Source organism: Nonomuraea sp. NPDC002799, assembly GCF_053592075.1.
This window is the reverse complement of record NZ_JBSFVA010000028.1, coordinates 1-22395: the sequence shown is the minus strand read 5'-3', so window position 1 is coordinate 22395 and position 22395 is coordinate 1. Positions and strand designations below refer to the sequence as shown.

Below are 22395 nucleotides of genomic sequence, written 5' to 3'. Positions count from 1 at the left end.
ACGAGCGTCTGGTCGCTGAGGCCGTGACGCCTCGGCCCGGCGTTCATGAAGACGCCGAAGGTCGCGGCGTCGACGGCGGCCGGCGCGTGTGCACGTTCGCGCAGGCCGGAGGCCATGCGGCCGGTCAGCGCGACTCGGCGGGGGCCGGTGACGTCTCGCGGTCGTCGCGGGGGGCCGGTCGGTCCCGTACGCGGAAGGGCGACCACCAGTTGGCCCGGCCGGCCAGGCGCATGACGGCGGGGACGAGCAGGGCCCGGACCACGGTGCAGTCGAGCAGGACCGCCAGGGCCAGCCCGACACCGATCATCTTGAGCACGGTGAGCCCGGAGGTGGCCAGGGCGGCCATCACGACGGCGAAGACGGTGGCCGCGGAGGTGAACAGGCGGCCGGTGTGCTGCAGCCCGGCGGCGACCGCGATGAGGGTGTCGCCGCTGCGCCGGTACTCCTCGGTGATCCGGGACAGCAGGAAGATCTCGTAGTCCATGGACAGGCCGAAGGCGATGCAGAAGATCAGGCTCGGCATGAGGACGTCGATGCTGCCCGTGACGGTGAAGTCGCCGACCAGCCAGCGCAGGTGGCCTTCCTGGAAGACGTACACCAGGGCGCCGAAGGTGGCGGCGAGGCTCAGGGCGTTCATGATCAAGGCTTTGAGCGCGAGCACGATGCTGCGGGTCAGCGCGGTCACCAGGAGCAGGGTCGTCAGCGCGATCAGGGTGAGGGCCAGGGGGAGCGCCTGGCCGATGCTGCGGCGGGTGTCGGCCAGCTCCGCGCCGGGCCCGCCGAGCAGGGCACGCCCCGGCGCGGAGACCCGGCGCAGCAGCTTGGCCAGGTCGCTGTTGTCCACGGAGTAAGGCTCGTAGGCGCTGGACACGGTCAGCCGGGACCCGTCGGGGCCGGTGAACCGGCCGCCCTCCGCGCCGGGCGGCGGGCCCGCGACGGCGCCGCCGCGGTAGGCGCCGGTGGCCGCGTCGACGCGCGTGACGCCGGGTACGGCCGAGAGACGCTGGGCGTAGTCGGCCAGGAGCGTGCCGGCGGCGCGGCCACCGGAGGTCACGGACAGGTGGGGCAGGACGATGGTCGTGGGCGCCACGGCGCTGCCGTCGAAGTCCTGGCGCAGTTGCTGAGCGGCGCGGGCGGCGGGCGCGTCCGGCGGCAACACCCGGTCGTCCAGGGTGGCGAAGCGGGCGTTCAGGAACGGCGCCCCCAGAGCCAGCAGCAGCACCATGGACGGAACGGCGACGCCGAGCGGGCGGCGCATCACGGCGATCGCCAGACGGAACCACCACGAACCGGGCATGGCCGCCGCCCGCCGGAGACGCGGGATCGACAGCCGGTTGACGCGCTCACCGAGCAGGACCAGGACCGCCGGCAGGACGAGCAGGCTGGCGGCGGCGGCCAGGATCGTGATCGCGATGCCGCCCCAGGCGATGGAGCGCAGGATCGTGAACGGGAACAGCAGGAGCGCGCCCAGGGACAGTGTCACGGTGGCCGCCGAGTACGCCATGGCCCGGCCGGTGGTGCGCATGGTCACGGCGACCGCCGAGCGGGGGTCGAGACCGCGGCCGAGCTCCTCGCGAAAGCGCGTGACGATGAAGAGGCTGAAGTCCACCGCGAGCGCGAACCCCAGCGCGCTGGCGATGCTCATCGCGAACACCGAGATCTCGGTGACCTCGGTGAGCAGGCGCAACACGGCCATGGTCCCGGCGACGGCCAGGACACCGACGAGCAAGGGCAGCAGCGCGGCCACCAGGCCGCCGAACACCAGCAGCAGGACCAGCAGCGTCAGCGGCGCGGCGATGAGCTCGGCGGTGCGCAGGTCGGCCTCGCTCTGCTCCTGGGTCTCGGCCCTGACCTTGGCCTCACCGGTCACCCCGATGGTGAAGGGCGGGAAGGGGCCGCTCAGCTCGGCGGCGAGGCGGCGGGCGCTGGTGATGCGCTGCAGGTGGTCGCCGCGCAGGCGGGCCAGGATGAGCGCGGTTCGGCCGTCCCGGCTGCGCATCGAGGGTGCGCGGGTGTCCCAGAAGGAGGTGACGTGGTCCACCGCGGCGTCGTTCCGCAGCCGGGAGACCAGCGACATCCCGGCGGTGGCGATCGGGGCGCCGCTCACGGGACGCGGGGCCCTGGCGATCAGGACGAGGTGCGGGTTGCCCCCGCCGAACGATTGCTGCAGCAGCTCACCGGCGCGCGCGGACGACGCGCCGATGGGCGCCGTGTCGCCCATGATGAGCCGGTCGTGGACGTCATGGCCGATCAGCAGCGCGCCGGCGAAGCAGACGGCGGTGAGCAGGATGACGATCCGGCTGCGGCGCCTGGCCAGGCGATCGGAAGTGTCGCGGCCGGTCGCCGACGCGGTGCGGGACATGCGGATGGACCTTTCACGTGCGGATGGCGGAGGCGACGGGCACGCCTCGCAGCGGCTCCACGCGCCGCGCGATGCCGGCCGCGGCGAGCGCGACCACCAGCCCGGCGACGGCGTCGCTGAGGTAGTGGTAGCGGCAATACACCACCGCGACGCTCAGCACGCAGACGAACGGGAGCAGGACCAGGAAGAGACGCCGGGTGGCGGGCCCGCGCAACACCAGCAGAGCCGCCCACGACATGGCGACGTGCGAGGACGGGAAGCAGGTGCCGAGGGGATCCAGCGTCATGATGCGCGACTGCACCCCGGTCATGGCGTAGCCGGTGAGCTGCGGGACGTCGAAGGGCAGCGCGTGCGCCGGCCCGCGCAGGGGCACCAGCAGGTAGCCGGGATAGCACAGCAGATGGGCCAGCACCTGAGCGAACATCACCCGCGCCGCCTGCCGGATCCGCCCGCCGGCCAGGAGCCACAGGGCGGGAACCGACACCACGAGGTAGTACGAGAAGTAGCCGGTCATCATCAGCTCGGTGAGCGGCGGGGTGGCGAACCGGTCCACGACGAGGTTGGGCAGCGCGCCGAAGGCGAACCGCTCCCACTCGATCATCTCCTGGTCGACGTAGCGGCCGTGCGGCGCCGTGGCGTAGCGCTCGGCGGAGGTGTAGAGGAACGGCTGCAGCGCCAGCGGACAGAAGATCCACAACGCCGCCCGCCATCGGCTCTCCGGACGCCGGCCCGCCAGCGCCGCGCAGCCCGCCATCAGCAGGGCACACCCGCCGAGCCCGGCCAGCAACCCCGCCGCGCCCTCGATCCGGCCGGCGAACAACGCCACGAAAGCGCCGGTCAGCGCCAGATAGCCGACGAAGAGCACGGTCAGGGGCGCTCGCAGGAGGGCGAGCGGCTCACCCGGGACGGCGGGCGCGCGGCCGGTGACGGCCAGGCCGGCCGGCCGATCCCGGCACGTCTCAGGCATCCGCACGGACGGCGGCGACGTCCCGGCCGTCGCTACGGACATCGGTCCGGGCGGCGTCCTGGCCGTCGGTGCGGACGGCGGCGGCGTCCCGGTTGGCGGTGGTGGGTACGAGGCCGAGGCGGCGGCCGGCGGCGGCGAACGCCTCGGCGATCCGCGCGAGGTCGGCTTCGGTGTGGTCGGCGGTGACGCTGAGGCGGATCAGCGCCTTGCCCTCGGGGACACCCGGCGGGATCATCGCGTTGGTGAAGACGCCCTCGTCGAACAGCTCCGTCCACAACCGCAGGCAGAGCCGGGCGTCTCGCACGGGCACCGGGATGGCGGGGGTGAAGCCGGCGGAGGTGTCGAACCCGAGCCCGGCCAGCGTGGCACGCATCCATCGTGCCCCGGCCAGGACCCGCTGCCGGCGTTCCGGCTCGGCGGCGATGATGTCCAGGGCGGTCAGCGCGGCGGCGGCGCAGGGCGCGGGCAGCGAGGCCGAGAACAGCGCGGGGCGGGCGTGGTGGCGGAGATGGTCGATCACGTGCCGGGGTCCGGCCACCGCGCCGCCGAGGGTGCCGAAACACTTGGAGAACGTCAGCGTCTGCACGTCGACCGCCGCCGGGTGCCCGAAGTGCTCGGTGACGCCCCGGCCGCCGGGGCCGAGCAGGCCGACGTCGTGCGCGCTGTCCACGATGAGGCGGGCGTCGTACCGGCGGGCGAGCTCCACCGTGGCCGGCAGATCGCACAGGTCGCCGTTGAGCGAGAACATGCCCTCGGTCAGGATGACCCGCCCCGCGCCGGGGGCGGCCGCGTCGAGCAGGCGGCCGAGATGGCCCATGTCGTTGTGCCGGTAGCGCCGCAGCGGCGCCTGGCCGAGCAGTGTGGCGTCGATGACGGAGGCGTGCACCTGCCGGTCGGCGAACAGGGCGTCGTTCGGCCCGAACAGCGGATGCAGGGCGAGATTGGCCTGGTAGCCGGTGGACACGACCATCACCGCCTCCATGCCGAGGAAGCCGGCCAGCCTGCTCTCCAGCAGCTCGTGCAGCGCCAGCGTGCCGTTGGCCGGGCGTGAGCCCGAGTTGCCGACGCCGAGGCTGCGCACCGCCTCGATGGCCGCCGCCTGCAGCCGCGGGTCGCGTGACAACGACAGGTAGTCGTTGGAGCCCGCCATCAGCACGGTCCGGCCGTCGATCCGCACCCTGCCGTCGGCCAGCCGCTCGTCGATCGCCCGGTAGAAGGGATGGACGTCCACCACCTCGCCGTCGGGAGTGGTGACGGTCTGGCACTTGCTGAAGGCATCTCCCACGGTGCGGTGCTCCTCGTGGCCCGAATCGTCGTGCGTCAATAGTAGTAACGGACAGTAACATTACAGCTACAACAAGTGATCAAGAAGGAGCAAATGGTGGATCCGTATCTGAGCGACGACGACGTCTTCGACGAACTCCGCAGGATGTGCGCTCAGGTGCTGTCCGTCGATCCGGGAAGCATCACCCCTGATCTGGACCTGCGCGTGGAGTTCGAGGCCGACAGTCTCGACATGGCCGAGCTGGCCATGCAGATCACCACCCGCTTCGACCGGGACCTCACCCACCTCGCCGAGCGGCAGGTGCGCACGATCGCCGACATGGCCGCGCTGATCCGCGGCACGGCGGGCGCGGTCCGATGACGGTCGAGCCGGTTCGCACGCGCGGGCAGCTTCGGCACTTCATCGAGCTGCCCTACCGGCTGCACCGCGGTGACCCCTGCTTCGTGCCGCCCCTGCGCGGCGACAGCCGGCGCCTGCTCTCCCGCCGGCACAACCCGTTCTTCGCCTACGGCGCCGCCGAGTTGTTCCTGGCCCGCCGGGACGGCCACGTCACGGGCCGGATCGCCGCCGTGGACAATCCCCGGCACAACAGCGCCCACCAGGCGCGCGACGGGTTCTTCGGCCAGTTCGAGTGCGCGGACGATCCGCAGGCCGCCCGCGCGCTGCTCGACGCCGCGGCGGGATGGTTGCGGGCCCGTGGCCTGGAGACCCTGCTCGGCCCGGTCAACCTCACCACGAACGGCGAGTGCGGCCTGCTGGTGCACGGCTTCGACGCGCCGCCGTGGGTGATGATGCCGTACAACCCGCCCTACTACCCGGCCCTGCTCGAAGGCCACGGGCTGGCCAAGGCCAAGGACCTGCTGGCGTTCGAGCGCGGACCCCGCCCGCTCGACGCCCGGATCGGGCGGATCGCGGACCGCGTCGAGCGGCGCGCCTCGCTGACCGTCAGGTCGCTCGACCTGCGTGACTTCGACGCGGAGACGGCGCGCGTCAAGCGGGTCTACGACCGCGCCTGGGCGGACAACTGGGGCTTCACGGCGATGACGGACGCGGAGTTCGCCGTCCTGTCCCGGCGGTTGCGCCAGATCGCCGATCCGGCGCTCATGCACCTGGTCGAGTCGGCAGGCGAGCCCGTCGGCGTCGCGATAGCGCTGCCGGATCTCCACCAGGCGCTGCCCGCCGCGCGCGGCCGGCTGTTCCACCGCGGGCTGCCGATCGGCGCGATCCGCCTGGCCCGCGCCACGCGCCGGATCGATCGCGCCCGGGTGGTGCTGGTCGGCGTCGTCCCCGAGTTCCGGGTACGCGGCGTCGAGGCGGTGTTGCTGCGCCGCCTGCACGAGCACGCGCTGGCCGCCGGATATCGCGACCTCGAACTCGGCTGGACCCTGGAGGACAACCGGGCCATCAACGGCATCATCGAGGCCGTCGGCGGCACCCACACCAAGACCTACCGGATCTACCGGGGCGTCCTATGACGTCCTATCTGCTCACCGGCGCCACCGGGTTCGTCGGCCGCCGGCTGACCCGGATGATCCTGGACCGGGGTGACACCGTCACCGCGCTGGCGCGCCCCTCGCCGCGCACGCGGTTCCTGCGCGACCTCGGCGTCACCGTCGTCCACGGGGATTTGGCAGATGGAGCGGGCCTCGCCGAGGCCGTGCGCTCCGCCGACCGGGTGATCCACCTGGCGGCCCTGGTCAAGGCGGCCCGCACCGCCGACTTCTGGACGGTCAACCGCGACGGCACCGCCTGCCTCGCCCGCGCGCTGAGCGCCCTGCCACACCCGCCCCGCCTGGTCGTCTGCTCCTCCCTGGCCGCCGCCGGCCCGGCCGCCGTGACCGCCTCTGGGCCCGTCTCCTTCTACGGGGCCAGCAAACTGGCGGGCGAGGAGGCCGCGCGCGAGCACGCCGGGCGGATCCCCGCGATCGTCCTGCGCCCCGGCATCGTCTACGGCCCCGGTGAGCCCGCGCTCCTCCCGGCCCTGGTGCCCATGATCAGGCGAGGCATCGTGATCAAGGCCGGCACCGGCCCGCGCCGCTACTGCATGCTCTACGTCGACGATCTCTGCGCGGCCCTGCTGGCCGCCGCCGAGCGCGGAGCGACCATGTCCCCCGGTGACCCCGGCACGGGCGTCTACCCGGTCTGCGACGGCCGCTCCTACGACTGGTCCGACATCTGCGCCGCCGTCGCGCACGCCCTCGGCCGCCGCGAGCCCACCCTGGTGCCGGTGCCGATGGGCGTCGTCCACGCGCTGGCCGGCCTCGCCGAGCTCGGCGGCAGGATCGGCCGCCGGGCGGCGGCGTTCAACCGGGACAAGGCCAGGGAGCTGCGGCATCCGGCCTGGACCTGCCCCGAGGCGGGCATCACGCTGGCCGCGCGCGAGCTCGGCGTCAGCCCCGCCACGTCGCTCCGCGACGGCCTGGCCGCGAGCGTGCTTCGGTGGCAACCTGAGCGGCAACGTGTTCCGGATGTTCCGCCGGGCTCCCGGGGGAAGGAGGGGAGGGATCGAGAGTGAGGAGTCACATGAAGATCGACAGGCTGGACCATCTGGTGCTGACCGTGGCCGACCTCGACGCCACCATGCGGTTCTACACGACCGTGCTCGGGATGGAGGCGGTGACGTTCGAGCCTGGACGGCACGCGCTGTCGTTCGGGCAGAGCAAGATCAACCTGCATCAGGCGGGCCAGGAGTTCGAGCCGAAGGCCGCGCGGCCGGAGCCGGGGAGCGCGGACCTGTGCCTGATCACCGGCGATCCCCTCGACGCGGTGGTGGCGGAGCTGGCCGGGCATGGGGTGCCGATCGAGGAGGGCCCGGTCGAGCGCACCGGCGCGACGGGGCCCATCCGCAGCGTCTACCTGCGCGATCCCGACGGCAACCTGATCGAGATCAGCAACTGTCTGTGAGCCCCGGGCGTGCCGGTCGCGCGCGGGCTACGCCGCCTTCTTGCCGCCTGCCGACCGTGCCACGCTCGGGTCCACCCGCGGCATCAGGCGCTGGTTGTGCACCAGCCAGATGGTCCGCTCCAGGTCAGGGGTCAGATAGCGGTCATCGCCGAGCGGCGCGACGTACCTCCGCAGCTCCGCGTGCAACGTCCGGGTGACGGCGCCGAGCGGCAGGCCCGCCATCTGCCCCGCGATGAGGTCGATGCCCTGCGCCGCCATCAGGTACTGGACCGCGAGGACGGTTTCGAGCCGGTCGAGGTTCTCGTGCAGGTGCCGGGCCGAGGCCATCGCCATCGTGTTGTGGTCCTCCTGCCCGTCCTTGACCGGCCGGGACAACGTTCCCGCGGGTGTGGCCCTGACCTGCATCTCCGGGACCAGCGCGGCGGCCACCGTCTGCACCTGCACCAGGCCGGAGTTCAGCCCGACCGTCCCGCCGGCCAGGTTCGCCGGCAGGCCGTAGCTCCACCTGGGCGACAGCAGGCGGCCCGACAACTCCTGCGAGAGCACCCCCATGTCGGTGATCTCCGCGTTCAGTGAGTCGGCGAGGTGGCCCATGACGGAGCCGTCCCAGTTGCCGCCCATCACGAACTCGTACCCCGGCCCCTGCTCGCGCTTGAAGATCAGCGGGTTGGAGGTCGAGGAGTTGGCCTCCCGTACCAGCGCCTGGCGGAGGTCGGCGAGCACGTGCCGCAGCCCGGCCATGATGTGCGGCGCCGCGCGCACCGACACCGCGTCCTGGATCCGCGGCTCGTAGTTCGCCGGGTCGAGGCGTTTGCGGCCCTCCTCCGTCATCCAGCCCGAGCCCGCCACCATCGCGCGCAGGCGCGCGGCGACCGCGTTCTCCTCGGGGATGTGGCGTTCCTCGTGGGTACGCGCGTCGAGCGAGCCACGCTCGGCCCTGGTCGCCTCCATGAACAGGGCGAAGGCGCTCTCCGCCTGGCCGGCCAGCGCGGTGGCCCGGCGTACGGCGTCCATCAGCGTGGCGGCCAGCACGGTGCTTCCGCTGACGATCGGCAGCGCCTCCCCGGCCTGGAAGGCGAAGTCCCTGGCCAGCCCCGCCTTCGGCAACAACACCGAGGCCGGGCCCTCCTCGCCCCGGTAGCGCACCGGCGCGTCCTCGCCGAGCGCCGCGAGCCCCGCCGCCGCCTGCGGCTGCAGGTCGCCCGTGCCCAGCGAGCCGATCTGCGGCATGCGCGGCACGACCCCGGCGTTGACCATGGACAGCAGCCGCTCGGGCACCTCGGGGCGCACGCCGACCTTGCCCCGGGCCATCTGGTTCGCCTTGAGGATCAGGGCCAGCCTGACCACGTTGTCGGGCAGCGGCTCCCCGACGCCCGCGGCGTGCGAGCGCAGCACGTTGCGCTGGAACTGCTCCGCCTGCTCGGGCGAGAGCGGCCGGTCCTTCAACGGCCCGAGCGCCTGGTTCCAGCCGTACACCCGCTGGCCGTCCAGGGCCGCCAGCGCTCCCGCCCGGGTCTTGACCATCTCCGCCCGCGCGCCCGGCGCGAGCCGCGCGGAGACGGGACGACCGGCCAGGATCGCGAAGGCGTCCCGGAAGGAGAACGACTCGCCGTCCAGCACCAGGCTCAGCACCGGGTCCACCGGCGGCGCCACGGGCTCCGCGACGGCCTGGCCCGGCACGCACAGAGCGGCGACCAGGCCCATTCCGATGGCCATTCGTCCTGCATGGGTGCTCAACTTGTCCCCCCGGCCCGCACGGCGAAGATCAATGCCGCTCCGTTATAGGCACGGGACGAGGGGGACCGGGGAACGACTCGACACCGGCGGGACGAGTGCTGACCGGGTTTAGGGCGGCCGCTTACCGCGACCTCGGCTCAGCCCGCGCTGATGATCTCGCGCAGCAGGGCGGTGGTGGCGGGCGGGGACGCGGCCTGGAGGCCGAGGGTGTTCATCAGGTGCAGGTAGGGGCCGACCTCGGAGGGCTTGGTGAGGTATTGGGCACTGGCCAGATGCTCCAGGTAGACCACGTCGGAGAGCTCGGCCTGGGCGAAGCGCAGCAGCGTGACAGGGCCGATGCCGCCGCTGGGGCCACCGCTGCTGAACGGCAGGATCTGCAGGGTGATGTGCGGCAGTTCGGCCAGCTCGGCCAGGTGACGTAACTGGTCGCGCATGATGGCGGGGTTGCCGACCCGGCGGCGCAGGCTCGCCTCGTCGACCACCGCCCAGAGCCTGGTCGGCGTGGGCCCGGTGAGGATGCGGCGGCGTCGCATGCGTACGGCCACGCGTCGCTCGACCTGCTCCCCGGAGTCGACGGCGTGGCCCGAGACGATGACCGCGCGGGCGTAGTCCTCGGTCTGCAGCAGGCCCGGGACGTACTGCACCTCGTGGATCCGGATCAGGGCCGCGTCCTGCTCCAGCCCGAGATACTCCTCGAACCAGTACGGGACCACGTCCCGGTGCTCCTGCCACCAGCCGGGCGCGTTGGCCTGCTCGGCCAAAGCCAGCAGCGCGGCACGGTCGGACTCGTCGGTCACGCCGTACAGGGTCAGCAGATCGGCCACGTCGCGCCGCTTGAAACTCGTGCGGCCCGCCTCCATCCGGCTGATCTTGGACTGGGAGCCGCGGATCAGGTAGGCCGCCCGGTCGCGGCCCACCTCCCGCGCCTCGCGCAGCCGGCGCAGTTGCGCGCCCACCAGCATGCGCAGGGCCGTCGGTCCGGGCCGGCGAGCGTCGTCACCGGAAACGGCGGCCCTGTCGCGGTGGTCGCCCCGAGGCGAGAGGGTGCTCAATGCTTGCGGCCGACTCCGCCGGCGCAGGCCACGATCGGCGGCTCGCCCCATGGGCCGGGCTCCGGCCGCCACTGGGACACCGTGACCACACCGGGATCCAGCAGCTCCGTGCCGTCGAAGAACGCGGTGATCTGGTCGAGGCCGCGCGGGGTGTAGGGGACCGCGCCGCTGGCGGAGTTGTAGCTGCGGATCGCCGTCACGTAGGCGCGGTCGATGTCGCAGCCGTCGTACAGGGCCAGGTAGCTGCCCGGCGGCAGGGCCGCCATCAGCTCGCTGACGATCGCGTGCGGCTGCTGGTCATCGCCGACCAGCCCCATGATGCCCATCAGCATGAGGGCGGTCGGCCGGCTGAAGTCGAGCGTCGCGGCGGCCTGCCGCAGGATGTCAGCGGGCCGGCGGACGTCGGCCTGCACGTAGGCGGTCGCCCCCTCGGCCGTGCCGACGAGCAGCGCCTCGGCGTGGACCAGCACGAGCGGGTCGTTGTCGACGTAGACGATCCGGGAGTCGGGCGCCACCCGCTGGGCCACCTCGTGCGTGTTGTCCACGGTGGGCAGCCCGGTGCCGATGTCGAGGAACTGCCGGATCCCCGCCTCGCCCGCCAGGAAGCGGACGGCCCTGGCCAGCATGTAGCGCGACTGCCGGGCGATGTCGATCATGCCGGGGAAGACTTCGACGATTTTCTGACCGGCGGCGGTGTCGACCTCGTAGTGGTCCTTGCCGCCCAGCAGCCAGTTCCAGACCCGGGCGGAGTGCGGCCGGGTCGTGTCGATCTGCGGTGCGCGCGCACCATCGCTCATGAGGGAGCTCCCTGCCGTCGCCAGCGTTGCCGGAAGATTACGTTACCGCTCTTGGCTCCTCGTATCGATCTTTCCCGCTATGACGCCCGCTGGAGAACAGAACGGGCGTAGCTTAGAGTTCTCGGTCATAATCACAGAGTCCTGACACCAGCAAGGGGGCGGTGCGCATGGGTGACGAGGACAGATGGTTCGCGGACGTGGACACCGGCACCCCGAACCTCGCCCGGATGCACGACTACTTTCTCGGGGGTAAGGACAACTTCGCGGTCGACCGGGAGGCGGCCGAGGCGGTGCTGGCCATCGCACCGGAGGTCCGGGTCATGGCGCACGAGCATCAGGCGTTCCACGTACGCGTGGTGCGGTATCTCCTGGAGCAGGGCATCACCCAGTTCATCAACCTGGGCTCGGGGCTGCCCACCGAGCGCGGCACGCACGAGCTGGCCCGGTCCCTCGTGCCCGGCGCCCGCGTGGCCTACGTCGACAGCGACCCGGTGGTGCTCACCCACGGCCGGGCGCTCCTGGCCAGGGCGCCCGGGGTCGCCGTGGTCAAGGGCGACGTCCTGCGTCCCGCCGAGCTGCTCGCCGACCCCGGGCTGCGGGCGGTGATCGACCTCGACCAACCGGTGGCGCTGCTGCTGTTCGTCGTCCTGCAGTACATCCCGGACGACAGTGACCCCTTCCGGGCCGTGGCCGAGCTGCGGGACGCGCTGCCGGCCGGCAGCCACATCGTCATCACGCACGTCGTCTTCGACTCCCGCCCGGAGGTCGCGGATCCGATGGTCGCCCTCTACCGGAGCATCCTCGGGCACGACCAGGGCCGCGCCCGCACGCGTGAGCAGGTGCTGCCCTTCTTCGACGGGCTCGACCTGGCCGAGCCGGGGCTGGTGTACGTCAGGGAGTGGCGGCCCGACAGCCCGTTCCTGTCGGAGCGGCCGGACAAGGCCTGGATGATCGTGGGAGCCGCCCGCAAGAGCCCGTGATCGCCACGCCGCGCCACGTGCCCCCGGCGAGGCCGGGGTGGTCAGGCGATCTTGGGTGTGGCGCGCATGCCGACGTAGCAGAGCTGGGTCCCGCCGGGCAGGGTGGTGAAGACCACAAGCTCGTCGCCACAGGAGCGGCCGGGTGGAGAATCGATCTCACCGACAGGAGTGAGGAACGATGGTGCGCACCTGGTTGACTGACCGGTTCCAGCTCGCTGTGCCGCTGGTCGGCGCCCCGATGGCGGGCGCCGGCGACGGCCGGCTGGCCGCGGCCGTCTCCGCCGCGGGCGGGCTCGGCATGATCGGCGTGCCCGCCGCCGCACCGGCCTCGTGGATCGCCGAGCAGGCCGCGGTCGCGGCGCAATCGGGCAGGCCGTACGGCATCGGGCTGATGGCCTGGGCGCTCGACGGCAACCCGGCCCAGCTCGACGCGGTGCTCGCCGCCCGGCCCAGCGTCGTGTCCGTCAGCTACGGGCCGTACGCCGCCTACGTCGAGCCGCTGCGCGCGGCCGGCATCACCGTGGCCACGCAGGCGGGCACCACCGACGAGGCGCGCGCCGCCGAGCAGGCGGGGGTGGACGTGGTGGTCGCCAGAGGCGCCGAGGCGGGCGGGCACGGCCGCGACGACGTCGCCACGCTGCCCCTGCTGCAGAGCGTCCTGGACGCGGTACGCCTGCCGGTGCTCGCCGCGGGCGGGATCGGCACCGCCCGCGGCCTGGCCGCCGTGCTGGCCGCGGGCGCGGAGGGCGCCTGGGTGGGCACCGCCTTCCTCGGCTGCGCGGAGGCGACCGTTCCCGAGCCGGCCAGGCGGCGGCTCCTGGCCGCCGAGGAGACCGGCACCGCCTACGGACGTGTCTTCGACATCGCCCAGCGGCTCGCCTGGCCGCCGGAGTACGGCGGGCGCGCCCTCAGGAACACCTTCTTCGACAAGTGGGCGGACCGGGAGGAGGAGCTGGCCGCCGACGAGCAGGCGGCTGCCGAGCTGGCGGCGGCCCGCCGCGCGGGCGACTACGACACCGCCTACGTCTACGCCGGTCAGGCGGTGGGCCTGGTGCGGACGCGGCGTCCGGCGGCCGACGTGGTGGCCGACTTCGCCGCCGCCGACCGTCTGCTGAGCCGGTTCGGCGCCTGACCGTCTCCTGAGCCGGTTCGGCGCCTGACCGTCGAGATCGCCGGTTGCCGGCCGCGACCCGACGGCGGCTCTTGTCCTGATCCGGGATCGCGGAGACACTGCGCACGGAGCCGTACAGGAGAGGGAGGCGCCATGAAGTGGCGTGCGCTGATCGTCGCCCTGCTGATGGCGCTCGCGACGGGGGCGGCCGCGGCGCCCGGAAGCTCCTACGAGATCTGGCTGGTCGACCAGTCCGACACGAACGGCCGCACCCACGGCGGCACCGTGTACGTGTACGACGGCGACAACGTCACCAGACGCCTGTCCGCCGCCCGCCCGGCCGCCGTGATCGACCTCGGCGGCGCCACCTCCTCCCTCTGCCTGGCCAGCACCGGGCGCAATCCGGTCCGGCCGCACATGCTCGTCTTCAACCAACGCGACACCCACGCCGCGCTCGCCTTCGTCGCCAGCGGCCACGTGGTCATCTTCGACGCCGCCACCCGCAGCCCGCTCGCCTGCCTGTCCACCGAGACCGGGGCGGGCGGCGCCCGGCAGGCGCACGCCCTCTGGCCCACCGGGGACGACCGCTACCTCGTCATCGCCAACCAGAACGGCAAGAAGCTGGAGCGGATCCGCACCGACTACGCCGCCGGCGCCTTCACCCAGGAGCCGGCGGCGACGCTCGACCTGGCGGGCTGCACCACCCCGAGCGGCGCGCCGTGCCAGTCCGCCGCATTACGCCCCGACAACGCGCCGATCTGCCCGTTCATCGCCTCCGACAACGGCCCGGTCTTCGTCAGCCTGCGCGGCGGCGGCCTGCTGGTCGTGGACTGGCGCACCGCGCCGATGACCATCGTGGGGGAGTACGACGCGGCGCACGTGCCCGCGAACGGCTGCGGCTTCGTCGAGGCGAAGGGCGCCGTCTTCGGCGACGGAGGCGGCGGCACGCCCGCCAACCTCGACCAGTTCAGCGTCTTCCGGATGTCGCGCGGCGGCTACTCCGCCGCCAACCCGCCGAACACGCCGCCCGTGGAGCGGCTCTACGACGACGACACGCCGGAGCGCGACGCCCACGGCACCGCGGTCAGCGACCGGGATCGCCACGTCTGGGTGGGCGACCGCGACGCCAACGTGGTGGAGGTCTTCGACGGCCGCACCGGCGCCCGCGTGAACACGGTGCCGCTGACCTCGCCGTACAGCGCCGACCCGACGGTGGACCTGTTCGCCGGATCCCCCGACCGGGCCTGGGCGTTCGCCTCGACGCGCGGCCCGAACCCGCTCTCCGGCGACCCGCACTCCTCGCACGGCAGCGACCCCGGCCTGCTGATCGTCCGGATGACGGGCGAGGGCCGCGCCGGTCAGGTCCGCGGCCTGATCCCCATCACCAACGTCGACGCCGGCGGCGCCGAACGCGCCGACGCGCACGGCATTCGAGTGCGGCGCGTGCGTTAGCACGGCATCCGGGTGCGGCGCGTGCGCCGGCGTCGCGAAGTGGGAATAGCGCGATGATTCCTGCGCATGCCTCATTTCGCAATGCCACATGCGGCGATAAGCCCATTTATCGGGTTCTGCGGCGATCTATGATCCTGATGATCGACTCCGTGAGAGAGGACATCTGTGCCCGAGAAGCCAGAGGACTGGAAGAGCGGCATCGACACGAGCAGGCCCAGCATCGCCCGGGCCTATGACGTCGTCCTGCACGGCAAGGACAACTTCGAGGTCGATCGCGCCTTCGTGGCGGAGATCTCCAAGGTCGTCCCGGAGATCTACGACGTGGCGGCCTACAACCGCCGGATGCTCGGCCGGGGCGTGCGGTTCCTGGTCGAGCAGGGCATCACGCAGTTCATCGACCTCGGCTCCGGGCTGCCGACCGTGGAGAACACCCACCAGGTCGCGCAGCGCGCCGACCCGAAGGCGCGGGTCGTGTACGTGGACAACGACCCGATGGTGCGGGCCCACGGCCGGGCCCTGCTGGCGGAGAACGAGCGTACCGCCGTCGTCGCCGCGGACCTGCGCGACCCGGCGGCGATCCTGGCCGACGAGGTGGTCGGGCGGCTCATCGACCTCGGCCGCCCGGTCGGCGTGCTGCTGGTCGGCATCCTGCACCACCTGCACGACGACGAGGACCCCCGGGGGATCGTCGAGGCGTACATGGCCGCGGTCCCGTCCGGCAGCCACCTCTTCATCACCCACTTCTGTGCTTCGAGCCAGGCCTCCCGGGACGCGGAGAAGCAGTATCTCGCGCTCCTCGGCACCGGCAGATTCCGCACGGTCGCGGAGATCACCGCGTTCTTCGACGGGTTCGAGCTGGTGGAGCCGGGTGTGGTGCCGCTGCCCCGGTGGCGGCCGGAGGAGGACGTCCCCGAGGAGCTCACCGTGGGCCAGCGTCTCATGTTCGGCGGCATCGCCCGCAAACCCTGACACACCGCTGGCACGCGACGGCTCCGGCAGGTGATGGCCCTGACATGTCCGAGGGTCCGGTTCGGTGGGCGTGTCAGGGCTTGGCGGGTCCTACCGGTTCGTGTTCTCCCTGCGCCGGACGGCCCAGGTGATCACCCACAACACCAGGCCGATCGCCAGCAGCACCCCCGCGATCCGGTATTGCCCGGCCGGCCGCCCGGAGGACCAGGGCAACACCAGGTAGAGGCATGTGATGGTCCCGATCACGGGCAGGACGCGGCCCGCGTTGAAGTGCCGGGCCACCGTCGTGTCCTTGCGCAGCACGAGAACCGAGAGATTGACGGCCGCGAACACCGCGAGCAGGAGCAGCGAGGTCGTCCCGCCCAGCAGGGCCACCACCGGGCTCTCGGGGTCGAGGGAGACGAAGGTGATGAGCCCGAGGGCGATCACGGTGGTGAACACGATCGAGGCCTGCGGCGTGCGCCGGGAGGGATGCACCTTCGACAGGAAGGGCGGCAGCACGCCCTGCTTGCTCATCCCGTACAGGAGCCGGCTGGCCATCAGCATGTTGATCAGCGCGGAGTTCGCGACGGCGAACATCGAGATGAACGGCAGCAGGTCGGCGATCGGGAAGCCCGGAGCCGCGGTCTGCACCACGGTCGACAGGGGAGTCTCGCTCTCGGCGAGCCGGCCGACGGGGACCACGGCGACGGCGCAGATGGACACGAGCACGTAGATCAGCCCCGTGATCCCGAGGCCGGTGAGCATCATCCGGGGGAAGATCCGGGCCGGATCCTTGGTCTCCTCGGCCATGTTGACCGAGTCCTCGAAGCCCACCATGGCGAAGAAGGCCAGCGAGGTGGCGGCGCTGATCGCCAGGAACACGCTCTTGTCGGAGGCGGTCTCGAAGGCGACGACCCGGGAGAAGTCCGCGTTTCCGCCGGAGATGAAGTAGAGGCTGAGCACGATGACGAGCAGCAGCCCCGAGAGCTCGACCGCGGTGAGCACGACGTTGATCTTGACGCTCTCGCCGACGCCCCGGAGGTTGACGGCCAGGACCAGGAGCATGAAGCCCAGCGCGATCAGCAGGATGACGCTGTTTCCGACGTCGAGGCCGAATCCGGCGGCGAGGTTGGCGGCGAAGGCCCGCGACGCCGCCGAGGCCGAGGTGATGCCCGAGCACATGACGGCGAAGCACACCAGGAAGGTCAGGACATGCTTGCCGAAGGCCTTGTGCACGTAGAGGGCGGCCCCCGCGGCCTGCGGATATTTGGTGACCAGCTCCAGGTAGGAGCACGCCGTGATCAGGGCGACGATGAAGGCGACGGCGAAGGGCAGCCAGGCGGCGCCGCCCACCTCTCCGGCGACCTGGCCGGTCAGCGCGTAGATGCCGGTCCCGAGAATGTCGCCGATGATGAACAGCAGCAGCAGGCCGGGGCCCATGACCTGCTTCAGGGCGGGCTGGCCGTCGCCGTTCGCCTCAAGGGGGCTGGTGGGTCTCGTCTCAGCCATGGCGGTGATCCTTGTCGTCGATCGGCCGAATGCTCATGATCGTCCGGGGCACCCTGTCACCATACGGTCCGGCGCCGACATTCGTAAGCCGTCTGTCACGACAGTCGTGACTCCAGGTTCTCGAGAATGTCAGCAACAGGGCGGTTGTAACCGGGCGGGAGTGCGCTGGGCCTCGGGGCCCGCCACCGGCAGGGTCTCCTGGGAGCCGAGCAGGGCGCGGGTGAGCGCCTGGCTGTCGCCCGCCATGGCCTGGAGTGCCGTGTCGAAGTGGTCGTCGGTGAGGACGGTCTCCTCCGAGCGCAGGGTGATCAGGATGACGCGGCGCAGCAGCTCCTTGATGAAGGAGGCGGTGACGCCCTCGGTCGCCGCGACCACCTTGGCGGTGTCGGCCGTCAGCGGGCGGTCGCGCGCGTACAGCCGGATCAGGCGCTCGCGTGCCGCGGCGTCCGGCGGCGGCACCTCGACCGCGAGGTCCACCCGGCCCGGACGCTGGACCAGGGCCCGCTCCAGGGCCTCGACCCGGTTGGTCGTCAGGATGAACGTCACGTCCACGTCGCCGCTGATCCCGTCCATGGCGTCGAGCAGGGAGAACAGCAGCGGGCTGGTCTCGTGGTGGCTGCGGTCCTCGGCGATCAGGTCGACGTCCTCCACGATCACGATGGACGGCTGGAGCTTGCGGGCCAGCGCCACCGCGTAATCGATCTTGCGCATGGCGGGCCCGGTCATCAGCACCGCCGTGTGGTCGCGCAGCCGTCCGATGAGATAACGCGTGGTGTGGGTCTTGCCGGTGCCCGGCGGGCCGTACAGCAGCAGTCCTCTGCGCAGGTGCTGGCCGGCCTCGGTGAGGCGGCCTGCGTGCTCGGCGATGCCCACGATGTGGTCCTCGACGGCCTCCAGCCGTCCCTCCGGCAGGACCACCTCCGCCGCGCTCAGCTCCGGGCGGGGCAGGAAGGTGAGCAGCTCGTTGTCCCGGTGCTCGCTGAACCCGAAGCTGAGCACCTGGCCGCGGAACGGGTCGTGCTCCCGCATGAGGCGATCCACCTCCTCGCGGACGGCGGTCGCCGTGCCGCGCGCGGCGGAGAGCACGGTGAGCAGGCAGAAGGGGTCGAAGTCGTCCCTGTTGCTCAACCCGATGACCACCGGCGTGCCGTCGGGCGCGACGGTGGCGACCAGGCCGAGCTGCATGATCTCGATCGTGGCCTCGGGGCCGATCGGGGCGGTGCCGTAGTCGGGGCGGCCGAGCATGCGGCTGCCCTCGCGCATCGCGGACAACAACATGTTGATGATGCTCTCCCAGCGCCGCTCTCCGCCGGCGATGCCGAACCACTGCGCTCCGGGGGAGTGCGCGCCCAGATAGAGGTCGGCGGCGATCTGCAGCGCGGCGTGCTCGTGCGGCCGGTACTTCTCCTCGACGACGACGACGTCATTGAGCGGGCAGCCGAGATGCTCGCTCACCTTGGCGATCAGCGGAGCGGAGGCGTTGTCGTCGCCGATGCGCTCGGCCACCACGGTGTACACCTGCCGCAGGCTTTCAGCGAGCGCCCGCGCACTCGCCAGGTCGATGTCCGTCACACCAGCCATCATCCCCGCCGGCCGGTTCCGGCGGATGAGTACATCGGGACCTAATGCGGTGCGCCGGGTCCGGCGGCGAGCAGCCGCCGGAAATAGCCGGGGCCGGTCGTCTCCCCGACGGGCCGGCCCTCCGCCTCGATCCAGGCGTGGGAGCCGAACGGCGGGCGCACGCGTACCCCGGCGCACCAGGTCGCGGACGTTCCGCGCAGCCGGCACAACAACACGACCGCCAGCGACCGGGGCAGGCACGCCTCGCCGCCCGCGCAGCGCAGGCTGACGGCGAGCACGGCCTGGAGCGCGCTCTCGGCTTCGGCGTGCGAGGCGGGACGGGCGCCACGTGACAGGCGCCGCAGCACGGATCTGATGCCCGCCGGCGAACGCCGGGCCAGCAACCGGGCCAGCCCGACGGCGCAACGGACCGCGAGCCGCCGCGACAGCGGACCCGCCCGGCCCGATGCCGTGCTGCGCTGCGGCAGAGGACCCGCCCGGTTCGCTGCCGTGCTGCGCCGCGACAGCGGACCCGCCCGGCCCGATGCCGTGCCGCGCCGTGACAGGGGGCCCGCTCGGTCCGGTCGGGTGGTCATCGGTCCGTCACCCCGGCGGCGGCCAAGCCGGCTACGAGGGTCTGGACGTCCTGCTCGGCCTGGGACGGGCCGACGGCGTAGTGCTCGGTGAGCCGGCGCACGGCCTGTTCGGCGCTCCCGCCGTCGAGCAGGGTGCGCACGATCAGCGCCCCTGTCTCGTTGAGCTGCCAGTACCGGCCGCTCCGTTCGTGCAGGAGGATCATGCCGTACTCGGTGTCGGCCGTGGAGACCTCCGCGTTCAACCTCATGGCGCGTGCCTTTCATCCGGGTGCGGAGCGCAGCCACCACTCCATCGCGAGCGCGGTGTCCATGTCCCAGCCGTGGGAGCCGGTGGCGTAGGTGAGGGTGGTCAGCCGCCGCAACGGCTTCGGGTCGATCAGCCCGAGCTCGGCCAGGCGCGAGCCGGACCAGGTGCCGGCCAGGTCGCGGCGGTGCCGCCGGAACCCCTCGGCGGCCAGCGTGGTGCCGTCGGCCTTGCTCCGGCGGCGCAGCAGCTCCGCGGGCATCAGGCCGGCCATCGCCGCCTTGATCAGGGGCTTGAGCTCGCCCGGGGTCAGGCGTTCCTCGGGCCGTACCCGCAGGCAGGCGTGCACGACGTGGTCGTCGAGGAAGGGGGACTCCGCGACGGGGCCGCCGGCGGGAGCGAGCTGCCCGAGCAGGCGCACCTCCCGCCCGGCGCCGCGGATGGCGGCCAGGTCGGCGTGCGCGCCCCGGCGCGCGGCCAGCGGCTCGGCGTGCTCGGCCGCCTCGTCGAGCCGCTCGGCGATCAGGCGCCGGGCCTCGGGGGTGATCCAGGCGGGCAGCGCCGGCGCCGGCTCCCAGTCGAACGCCTGGCACCGGGGCGCTCCCGGGCCGCCGAGCAGCCGGGCGCGCGTCGCGGCGTACCAGGCCCGGTAGGAGGAGCGGTCGGTCAGAGTGCGTACGGCCTGACGCGGATCGAACCCGTCCAGATGCCGGTGGCGGCGCAGGCGCGACAACGTCGTCAGCGGGCGTCTGCGCAGCAGGTCGTGGTAGAAGGCGGGGGTGCCGGTCAGGACCTGGTCGCCGCCGAGCCCGTCGAGGTGCAGACGCGCGCCGCGCTCGCGGGCCAGGCCGAGCCGCCAGCGTACGCGCGCCTGGTTGAGCGTGGCCAGGGACGGCTCGTCGGTGCGCGGCGCCAGGCGGGACGGCTCGCCGTAGAAGTCGGGAAGCGCGCGTGCCGGGTACACGACGTGCTCCACGGCGGGCAGGCCGCCGGCCGCCACCCGGGCGTAGCGCAGGTCCTCGTCGGCGTCGTCGTCGCTGGCCATCGTGTACGCCGTGACGCGGGCGGCCCCATCGGCGGCCAGGTAGCACAGCGAGGTGGAGTCCAGCCCGCCGGAGAGATCGGCCGTGATCGTCCCGCCCGCCCCGGTGCGTGCTTCCACCGCCGTGGCCAGGGCCTCCCGCACACCGTGGGCGCCGGCGTCCAGGGCCAGCTCGGCCGGTGGGGGACGCCACCAGCGCCGGGTCCGCGAGGTGGGCGAGGCGGTGTCGAAGAGCAGGCAGTCGCCGGGCGCGACCGCCTTGACGCCGCGCCACACCGACGTGTCGGCCAGGGGATGCGGCAGGACGTCGAGCAGCCGCAGGGCCAGCACGCCCGGATCGAGCCGCGCCCCCAGCAGGGCCGCGAGCACGTCCGACCGGTCGGCGGCGACGTCCACGCCGCCGGCCGAGGCGTACAGGACGCGGCGCAGCCCGCAGGCGCTGCCCTGCACCCGCGTGACGCCGCCGATCGAGGCGAGCAGGTGGTAGCTTCCCGGCAGCAGGCCGGCCAGCTCGTCCAGCCCGCCCGGGTGCCGCAGCCGCGCCGCCTCATCCCGCAGCCGCGCGGGCGTCACCGGACAGCGGCCGATGACGACGAGGCGGTTCTCGCCCGCTTCCCCGATCGTGACCTGGTCGTCCGGGAGCACGCCGAGCAGCAGGGGGCGGCCGGAAGAATGGCAGAGCGTGTGCGTGGCTCCAGCGGAGAAACGGCCGGCCACGACAGCGGCCTCAGGATGGTCGGGAAGGACCACGAAATAGTGCGCGGGGTGACCGGCCACTTTTCCTCCGATGTCCATCTCAAGCCGCCGGAACTACCAGAGGTCGCGCGGATATCCGATCAGGGATTCGCGGTTCTTGAGCCCGACGTAGCCGGTCAGCTCCCGGAAATAACCCAGCTCGATGAGCAGGGGGGTCTCGTACGCCGCGCGCCGGTCGGGATTGTCGTCCAGCATGCTGTGCACCTCCTTGTGTTGGGTGATCCCGTCCTGTTTAACACGGGCGTTATTTCGCCGAGTACCCCTAGTTTGTGCGGGCCCTTTTCCGCGCGCGGGAGTAGGGGTGGGCACAGGGTCAAGGTTGCTCGCGGCGGGTCCGGGCCCGGAACCGGCCGGTGACCTCCACGACGACGGGGAACCCGTCGACCTCCCGAGGCAGCCGCGGCTCCAGTTCTCGGGCAGCCCGCCCTCCGCCCGCCCCGGCGGCTCGAAACCCTCGTTGCGCACCACAGATAGCTCCCGCTGTTCAGGAATCCGGCTTTCCAGAACTTCGGCTCGAGCGTCTCACCGAATGTCGTCGAGCGGGTGACGCCGGTGGTGGCGACCCGCCGTGTTCGGCGGTGAGCTGGCCAAGGCCAAGCCGGCCGGCATCCCGTTCGACCCTTACGCCTGAGCTGCCAAGACGATCTGGGCGAGTGCCCGGGTCCTGGTGGCAGGCCCCCGCGACGGGCGTCTGGCGAAAGTTTTCACGTGAATCGACTTCGTGAAAAGAGCCGTGAGCAGAATGATCAAAACCCTGGACGGACCGATGAGGCCGGGTGAGAATCCGAGCGACAATCGAAGATCGTGGAGACGCCGGGCGGGTCCCCCGTTTCGTGCGTAATCCCGGCTCACCCACGGGCGAGGACGTATGCGGGCACTACGCGGGCTGCTCACGGCGACGATGATCTTAGCGCTCACTCCGGCGGTGGCCGCCAGGGCGGATGAGCCGCCGGAGCCGGCGAAGATCGTCCAAGAGCAGCCGAAGTCCGAGGAGTCCGCGGTCGCGGCGGCCCGCCGCACCGGTCAGCCGGTCGAGATCGAGTCGATGCGCAGTGAGACCCGGCAGGTCTTCGCCAAGCCTGACGGCACG

General features: G+C 72.4%; 21 protein-coding genes. 9 read left to right on the top strand and 12 right to left on the bottom strand.

Going from position 1 to position 22395, the window contains the following annotated elements:
* Positions 1-124 precede the first annotated feature (124 nt).
* The 3 genes from ACWD0F_RS36875 to ACWD0F_RS36865 are packed head-to-tail and all read right to left on the bottom strand — an operon-like array spanning position 125 to position 4614.
* Positions 125-2362 (bottom strand): MMPL family transporter, encoded by a 2238-nt coding sequence (locus ACWD0F_RS36875; protein ID WP_449884499.1) that lies wholly within the window; start codon positions 2360-2362, stop codon positions 125-127.
* Positions 2363-2375: 13 nt separating this feature from the next.
* Complete coding sequence (locus ACWD0F_RS36870) at positions 2376-3329, bottom strand: phosphatase PAP2 family protein (protein WP_449884497.1); 954 nt, start codon at positions 3327-3329, stop codon at positions 2376-2378.
* Positions 3322-4614: an aminotransferase class I/II-fold pyridoxal phosphate-dependent enzyme gene (locus tag ACWD0F_RS36865; RefSeq protein WP_449884494.1), complete on the bottom strand. Its 1293-nt coding sequence runs from the start codon at positions 4612-4614 to the stop codon at positions 3322-3324. Before ACWD0F_RS36865 ends, ACWD0F_RS36870 begins: the two co-directional genes overlap by 8 nt.
* Before the next feature lie 93 nt (positions 4615-4707).
* Here ACWD0F_RS36865 and ACWD0F_RS36860 point away from each other — a divergent pair, with 93 nt between their 5' ends.
* The 4 genes from ACWD0F_RS36860 to ACWD0F_RS36845 are packed head-to-tail and all read left to right on the top strand — an operon-like array spanning position 4708 to position 7518.
* On the top strand, positions 4708-4974 hold the full coding sequence (locus ACWD0F_RS36860) for an acyl carrier protein (RefSeq protein WP_449884491.1): 267 nt from the start codon (positions 4708-4710) through the stop codon (positions 4972-4974).
* The gene (locus ACWD0F_RS36855; RefSeq protein WP_449884488.1) at positions 4971-6089 is read left to right on the top strand and encodes an N-acetyltransferase family protein; all 1119 of its coding nucleotides are present in this window, start codon (positions 4971-4973) and stop codon (positions 6087-6089) included. Before ACWD0F_RS36860 ends, ACWD0F_RS36855 begins: the two co-directional genes overlap by 4 nt.
* The gene (locus ACWD0F_RS36850) at positions 6086-7129 is read left to right on the top strand and encodes an NAD-dependent epimerase/dehydratase family protein (protein ID WP_449884486.1); all 1044 of its coding nucleotides are present in this window, start codon (positions 6086-6088) and stop codon (positions 7127-7129) included. The genes ACWD0F_RS36855 and ACWD0F_RS36850 overlap by 4 nt, the downstream gene beginning before the upstream one ends.
* Before the next feature lie 8 nt (positions 7130-7137).
* Positions 7138-7518 carry a VOC family protein gene (locus ACWD0F_RS36845; protein WP_449884483.1) on the top strand — a complete coding sequence of 127 codons (381 nt, stop codon included), beginning with the start codon at positions 7138-7140 and terminating at the stop codon, positions 7516-7518.
* Positions 7519-7545: 27 nt separating this feature from the next.
* On the opposite strand, the gene ACWD0F_RS36840 is transcribed toward ACWD0F_RS36845, so the two are convergent.
* From ACWD0F_RS36840 to ACWD0F_RS36830, 3 genes are all read right to left on the bottom strand, one after another.
* A complete protein-coding gene (locus tag ACWD0F_RS36840) occupies positions 7546-9234 on the bottom strand; it encodes an HAL/PAL/TAL family ammonia-lyase (RefSeq protein ID WP_449884480.1) in 1689 nt (562 codons plus the stop codon).
* 158 nt (positions 9235-9392) lie between these two features.
* The gene (locus tag ACWD0F_RS36835; protein WP_449884477.1) at positions 9393-10307 is read right to left on the bottom strand and encodes a helix-turn-helix domain-containing protein; all 915 of its coding nucleotides are present in this window, start codon (positions 10305-10307) and stop codon (positions 9393-9395) included.
* Positions 10304-11104 (bottom strand): SAM-dependent methyltransferase, encoded by an 801-nt coding sequence (locus ACWD0F_RS36830; protein ID WP_449884474.1) that lies wholly within the window; start codon positions 11102-11104, stop codon positions 10304-10306. Before ACWD0F_RS36830 ends, ACWD0F_RS36835 begins: the two co-directional genes overlap by 4 nt.
* Before the next feature lie 167 nt (positions 11105-11271).
* On the opposite strand from ACWD0F_RS36830, the gene ACWD0F_RS36825 reads away from it, so the two are divergent.
* The 4 genes from ACWD0F_RS36825 (at position 11272) to ACWD0F_RS36810 (ending at position 15616) form a co-directional block, all read left to right on the top strand.
* Complete coding sequence (locus ACWD0F_RS36825) at positions 11272-12084, top strand: SAM-dependent methyltransferase (protein WP_449884471.1); 813 nt, start codon at positions 11272-11274, stop codon at positions 12082-12084.
* A gap of 178 nt (positions 12085-12262) precedes the next feature.
* Positions 12263-13216 (top strand): NAD(P)H-dependent flavin oxidoreductase, encoded by a 954-nt coding sequence (locus ACWD0F_RS36820; protein WP_449884468.1) that lies wholly within the window; start codon positions 12263-12265, stop codon positions 13214-13216.
* Positions 13217-13348: 132 nt separating this feature from the next.
* Complete coding sequence (locus tag ACWD0F_RS36815) at positions 13349-14647, top strand: hypothetical protein (protein ID WP_449884465.1); 1299 nt, start codon at positions 13349-13351, stop codon at positions 14645-14647.
* A 165-nt stretch (positions 14648-14812) separates the two neighbouring features.
* On the top strand, positions 14813-15616 hold the full coding sequence (locus tag ACWD0F_RS36810; RefSeq protein WP_449884462.1) for an SAM-dependent methyltransferase: 804 nt from the start codon (positions 14813-14815) through the stop codon (positions 15614-15616).
* Between the two features lie 90 nt (positions 15617-15706).
* Here ACWD0F_RS36810 and ACWD0F_RS36805 read toward each other — a convergent pair whose 3' ends face one another.
* The 6 genes from ACWD0F_RS36805 to ACWD0F_RS36780 all read right to left on the bottom strand — a co-directional run bounded on the left by ACWD0F_RS36805 (position 15707) and on the right by ACWD0F_RS36780 (position 21500).
* Positions 15707-17107, bottom strand: a complete 1401-nt coding sequence (locus tag ACWD0F_RS36805) for an APC family permease (protein WP_449884459.1) — start codon at positions 17105-17107, stop codon at positions 15707-15709.
* Positions 17108-17236: 129 nt separating this feature from the next.
* Entirely contained in the window at positions 17237-18679 is a 1443-nt protein-coding gene (locus ACWD0F_RS36800) for an AAA family ATPase (RefSeq protein WP_449884456.1), read from the bottom strand.
* A 50-nt stretch (positions 18680-18729) separates the two neighbouring features.
* A complete protein-coding gene (locus ACWD0F_RS36795) occupies positions 18730-19263 on the bottom strand; it encodes a lasso peptide biosynthesis B2 protein (RefSeq protein ID WP_449884454.1) in 534 nt (177 codons plus the stop codon).
* A complete protein-coding gene (locus ACWD0F_RS36790) occupies positions 19260-19511 on the bottom strand; it encodes a lasso peptide biosynthesis PqqD family chaperone (RefSeq protein ID WP_449884451.1) in 252 nt (83 codons plus the stop codon). The genes ACWD0F_RS36795 and ACWD0F_RS36790 overlap by 4 nt, the downstream gene beginning before the upstream one ends.
* A gap of 12 nt (positions 19512-19523) precedes the next feature.
* Positions 19524-21326 (bottom strand): asparagine synthase-related protein, encoded by a 1803-nt coding sequence (locus ACWD0F_RS36785; protein ID WP_449884449.1) that lies wholly within the window; start codon positions 21324-21326, stop codon positions 19524-19526.
* Positions 21327-21359: 33 nt separating this feature from the next.
* The gene (locus tag ACWD0F_RS36780) at positions 21360-21500 is read right to left on the bottom strand and encodes a keywimysin-related RiPP (RefSeq protein WP_449884446.1); all 141 of its coding nucleotides are present in this window, start codon (positions 21498-21500) and stop codon (positions 21360-21362) included.
* A 673-nt stretch (positions 21501-22173) separates the two neighbouring features.
* Between ACWD0F_RS36780 and ACWD0F_RS36775 the strand changes: the two genes are divergently transcribed.
* Positions 22174-22395, top strand: a 222-nt coding sequence (locus ACWD0F_RS36775) for a hypothetical protein (protein WP_449884444.1), incomplete at its 3' end; no start/stop codon positions are given.

Excerpts from the sequence above, each read along its gene's own strand:
- ACWD0F_RS36815 (WP_449884465.1), top strand. The coding sequence starts at position 13,349 with ATGAAGTGGCGTGCGCTGATCGTCGCCCTGCTGATGGCGCTCGCGACG.
- ACWD0F_RS36820 (WP_449884468.1), top strand. The coding sequence starts at position 12,263 with ATGGTGCGCACCTGGTTGACTGACCGGTTCCAGCTCGCTGTGCCGCTG.
- ACWD0F_RS36790 (WP_449884451.1), bottom strand. The coding sequence starts at position 19,511 with ATGAGGTTGAACGCGGAGGTCTCCACGGCCGACACCGAGTACGGCATG.
- ACWD0F_RS36805 (WP_449884459.1), bottom strand. The coding sequence starts at position 17,107 with ATGGCTGAGACGAGACCCACCAGCCCCCTTGAGGCGAACGGCGACGGC.
- ACWD0F_RS36825 (WP_449884471.1), top strand. The coding sequence starts at position 11,272 with ATGGGTGACGAGGACAGATGGTTCGCGGACGTGGACACCGGCACCCCG.
- ACWD0F_RS36845 (WP_449884483.1), top strand. The coding sequence starts at position 7,138 with ATGAAGATCGACAGGCTGGACCATCTGGTGCTGACCGTGGCCGACCTC.
- ACWD0F_RS36855 (WP_449884488.1), top strand. The coding sequence starts at position 4,971 with ATGACGGTCGAGCCGGTTCGCACGCGCGGGCAGCTTCGGCACTTCATC.
- ACWD0F_RS36860 (WP_449884491.1), top strand. The coding sequence starts at position 4,708 with ATGGTGGATCCGTATCTGAGCGACGACGACGTCTTCGACGAACTCCGC.
- ACWD0F_RS36840 (WP_449884480.1), bottom strand. The coding sequence starts at position 9,234 with ATGGCCATCGGAATGGGCCTGGTCGCCGCTCTGTGCGTGCCGGGCCAG.
- ACWD0F_RS36830 (WP_449884474.1), bottom strand. The coding sequence starts at position 11,104 with ATGAGCGATGGTGCGCGCGCACCGCAGATCGACACGACCCGGCCGCAC.
- ACWD0F_RS36780 (WP_449884446.1), bottom strand. The coding sequence starts at position 21,500 with ATGCTGGACGACAATCCCGACCGGCGCGCGGCGTACGAGACCCCCCTG.
- ACWD0F_RS36875 (WP_449884499.1), bottom strand. The coding sequence starts at position 2,362 with ATGTCCCGCACCGCGTCGGCGACCGGCCGCGACACTTCCGATCGCCTG.
- ACWD0F_RS36850 (WP_449884486.1), top strand. The coding sequence starts at position 6,086 with ATGACGTCCTATCTGCTCACCGGCGCCACCGGGTTCGTCGGCCGCCGG.
- ACWD0F_RS36870 (WP_449884497.1), bottom strand. The coding sequence starts at position 3,329 with ATGCCTGAGACGTGCCGGGATCGGCCGGCCGGCCTGGCCGTCACCGGC.
- ACWD0F_RS36795 (WP_449884454.1), bottom strand. The coding sequence starts at position 19,263 with ATGACCACCCGACCGGACCGAGCGGGCCCCCTGTCACGGCGCGGCACG.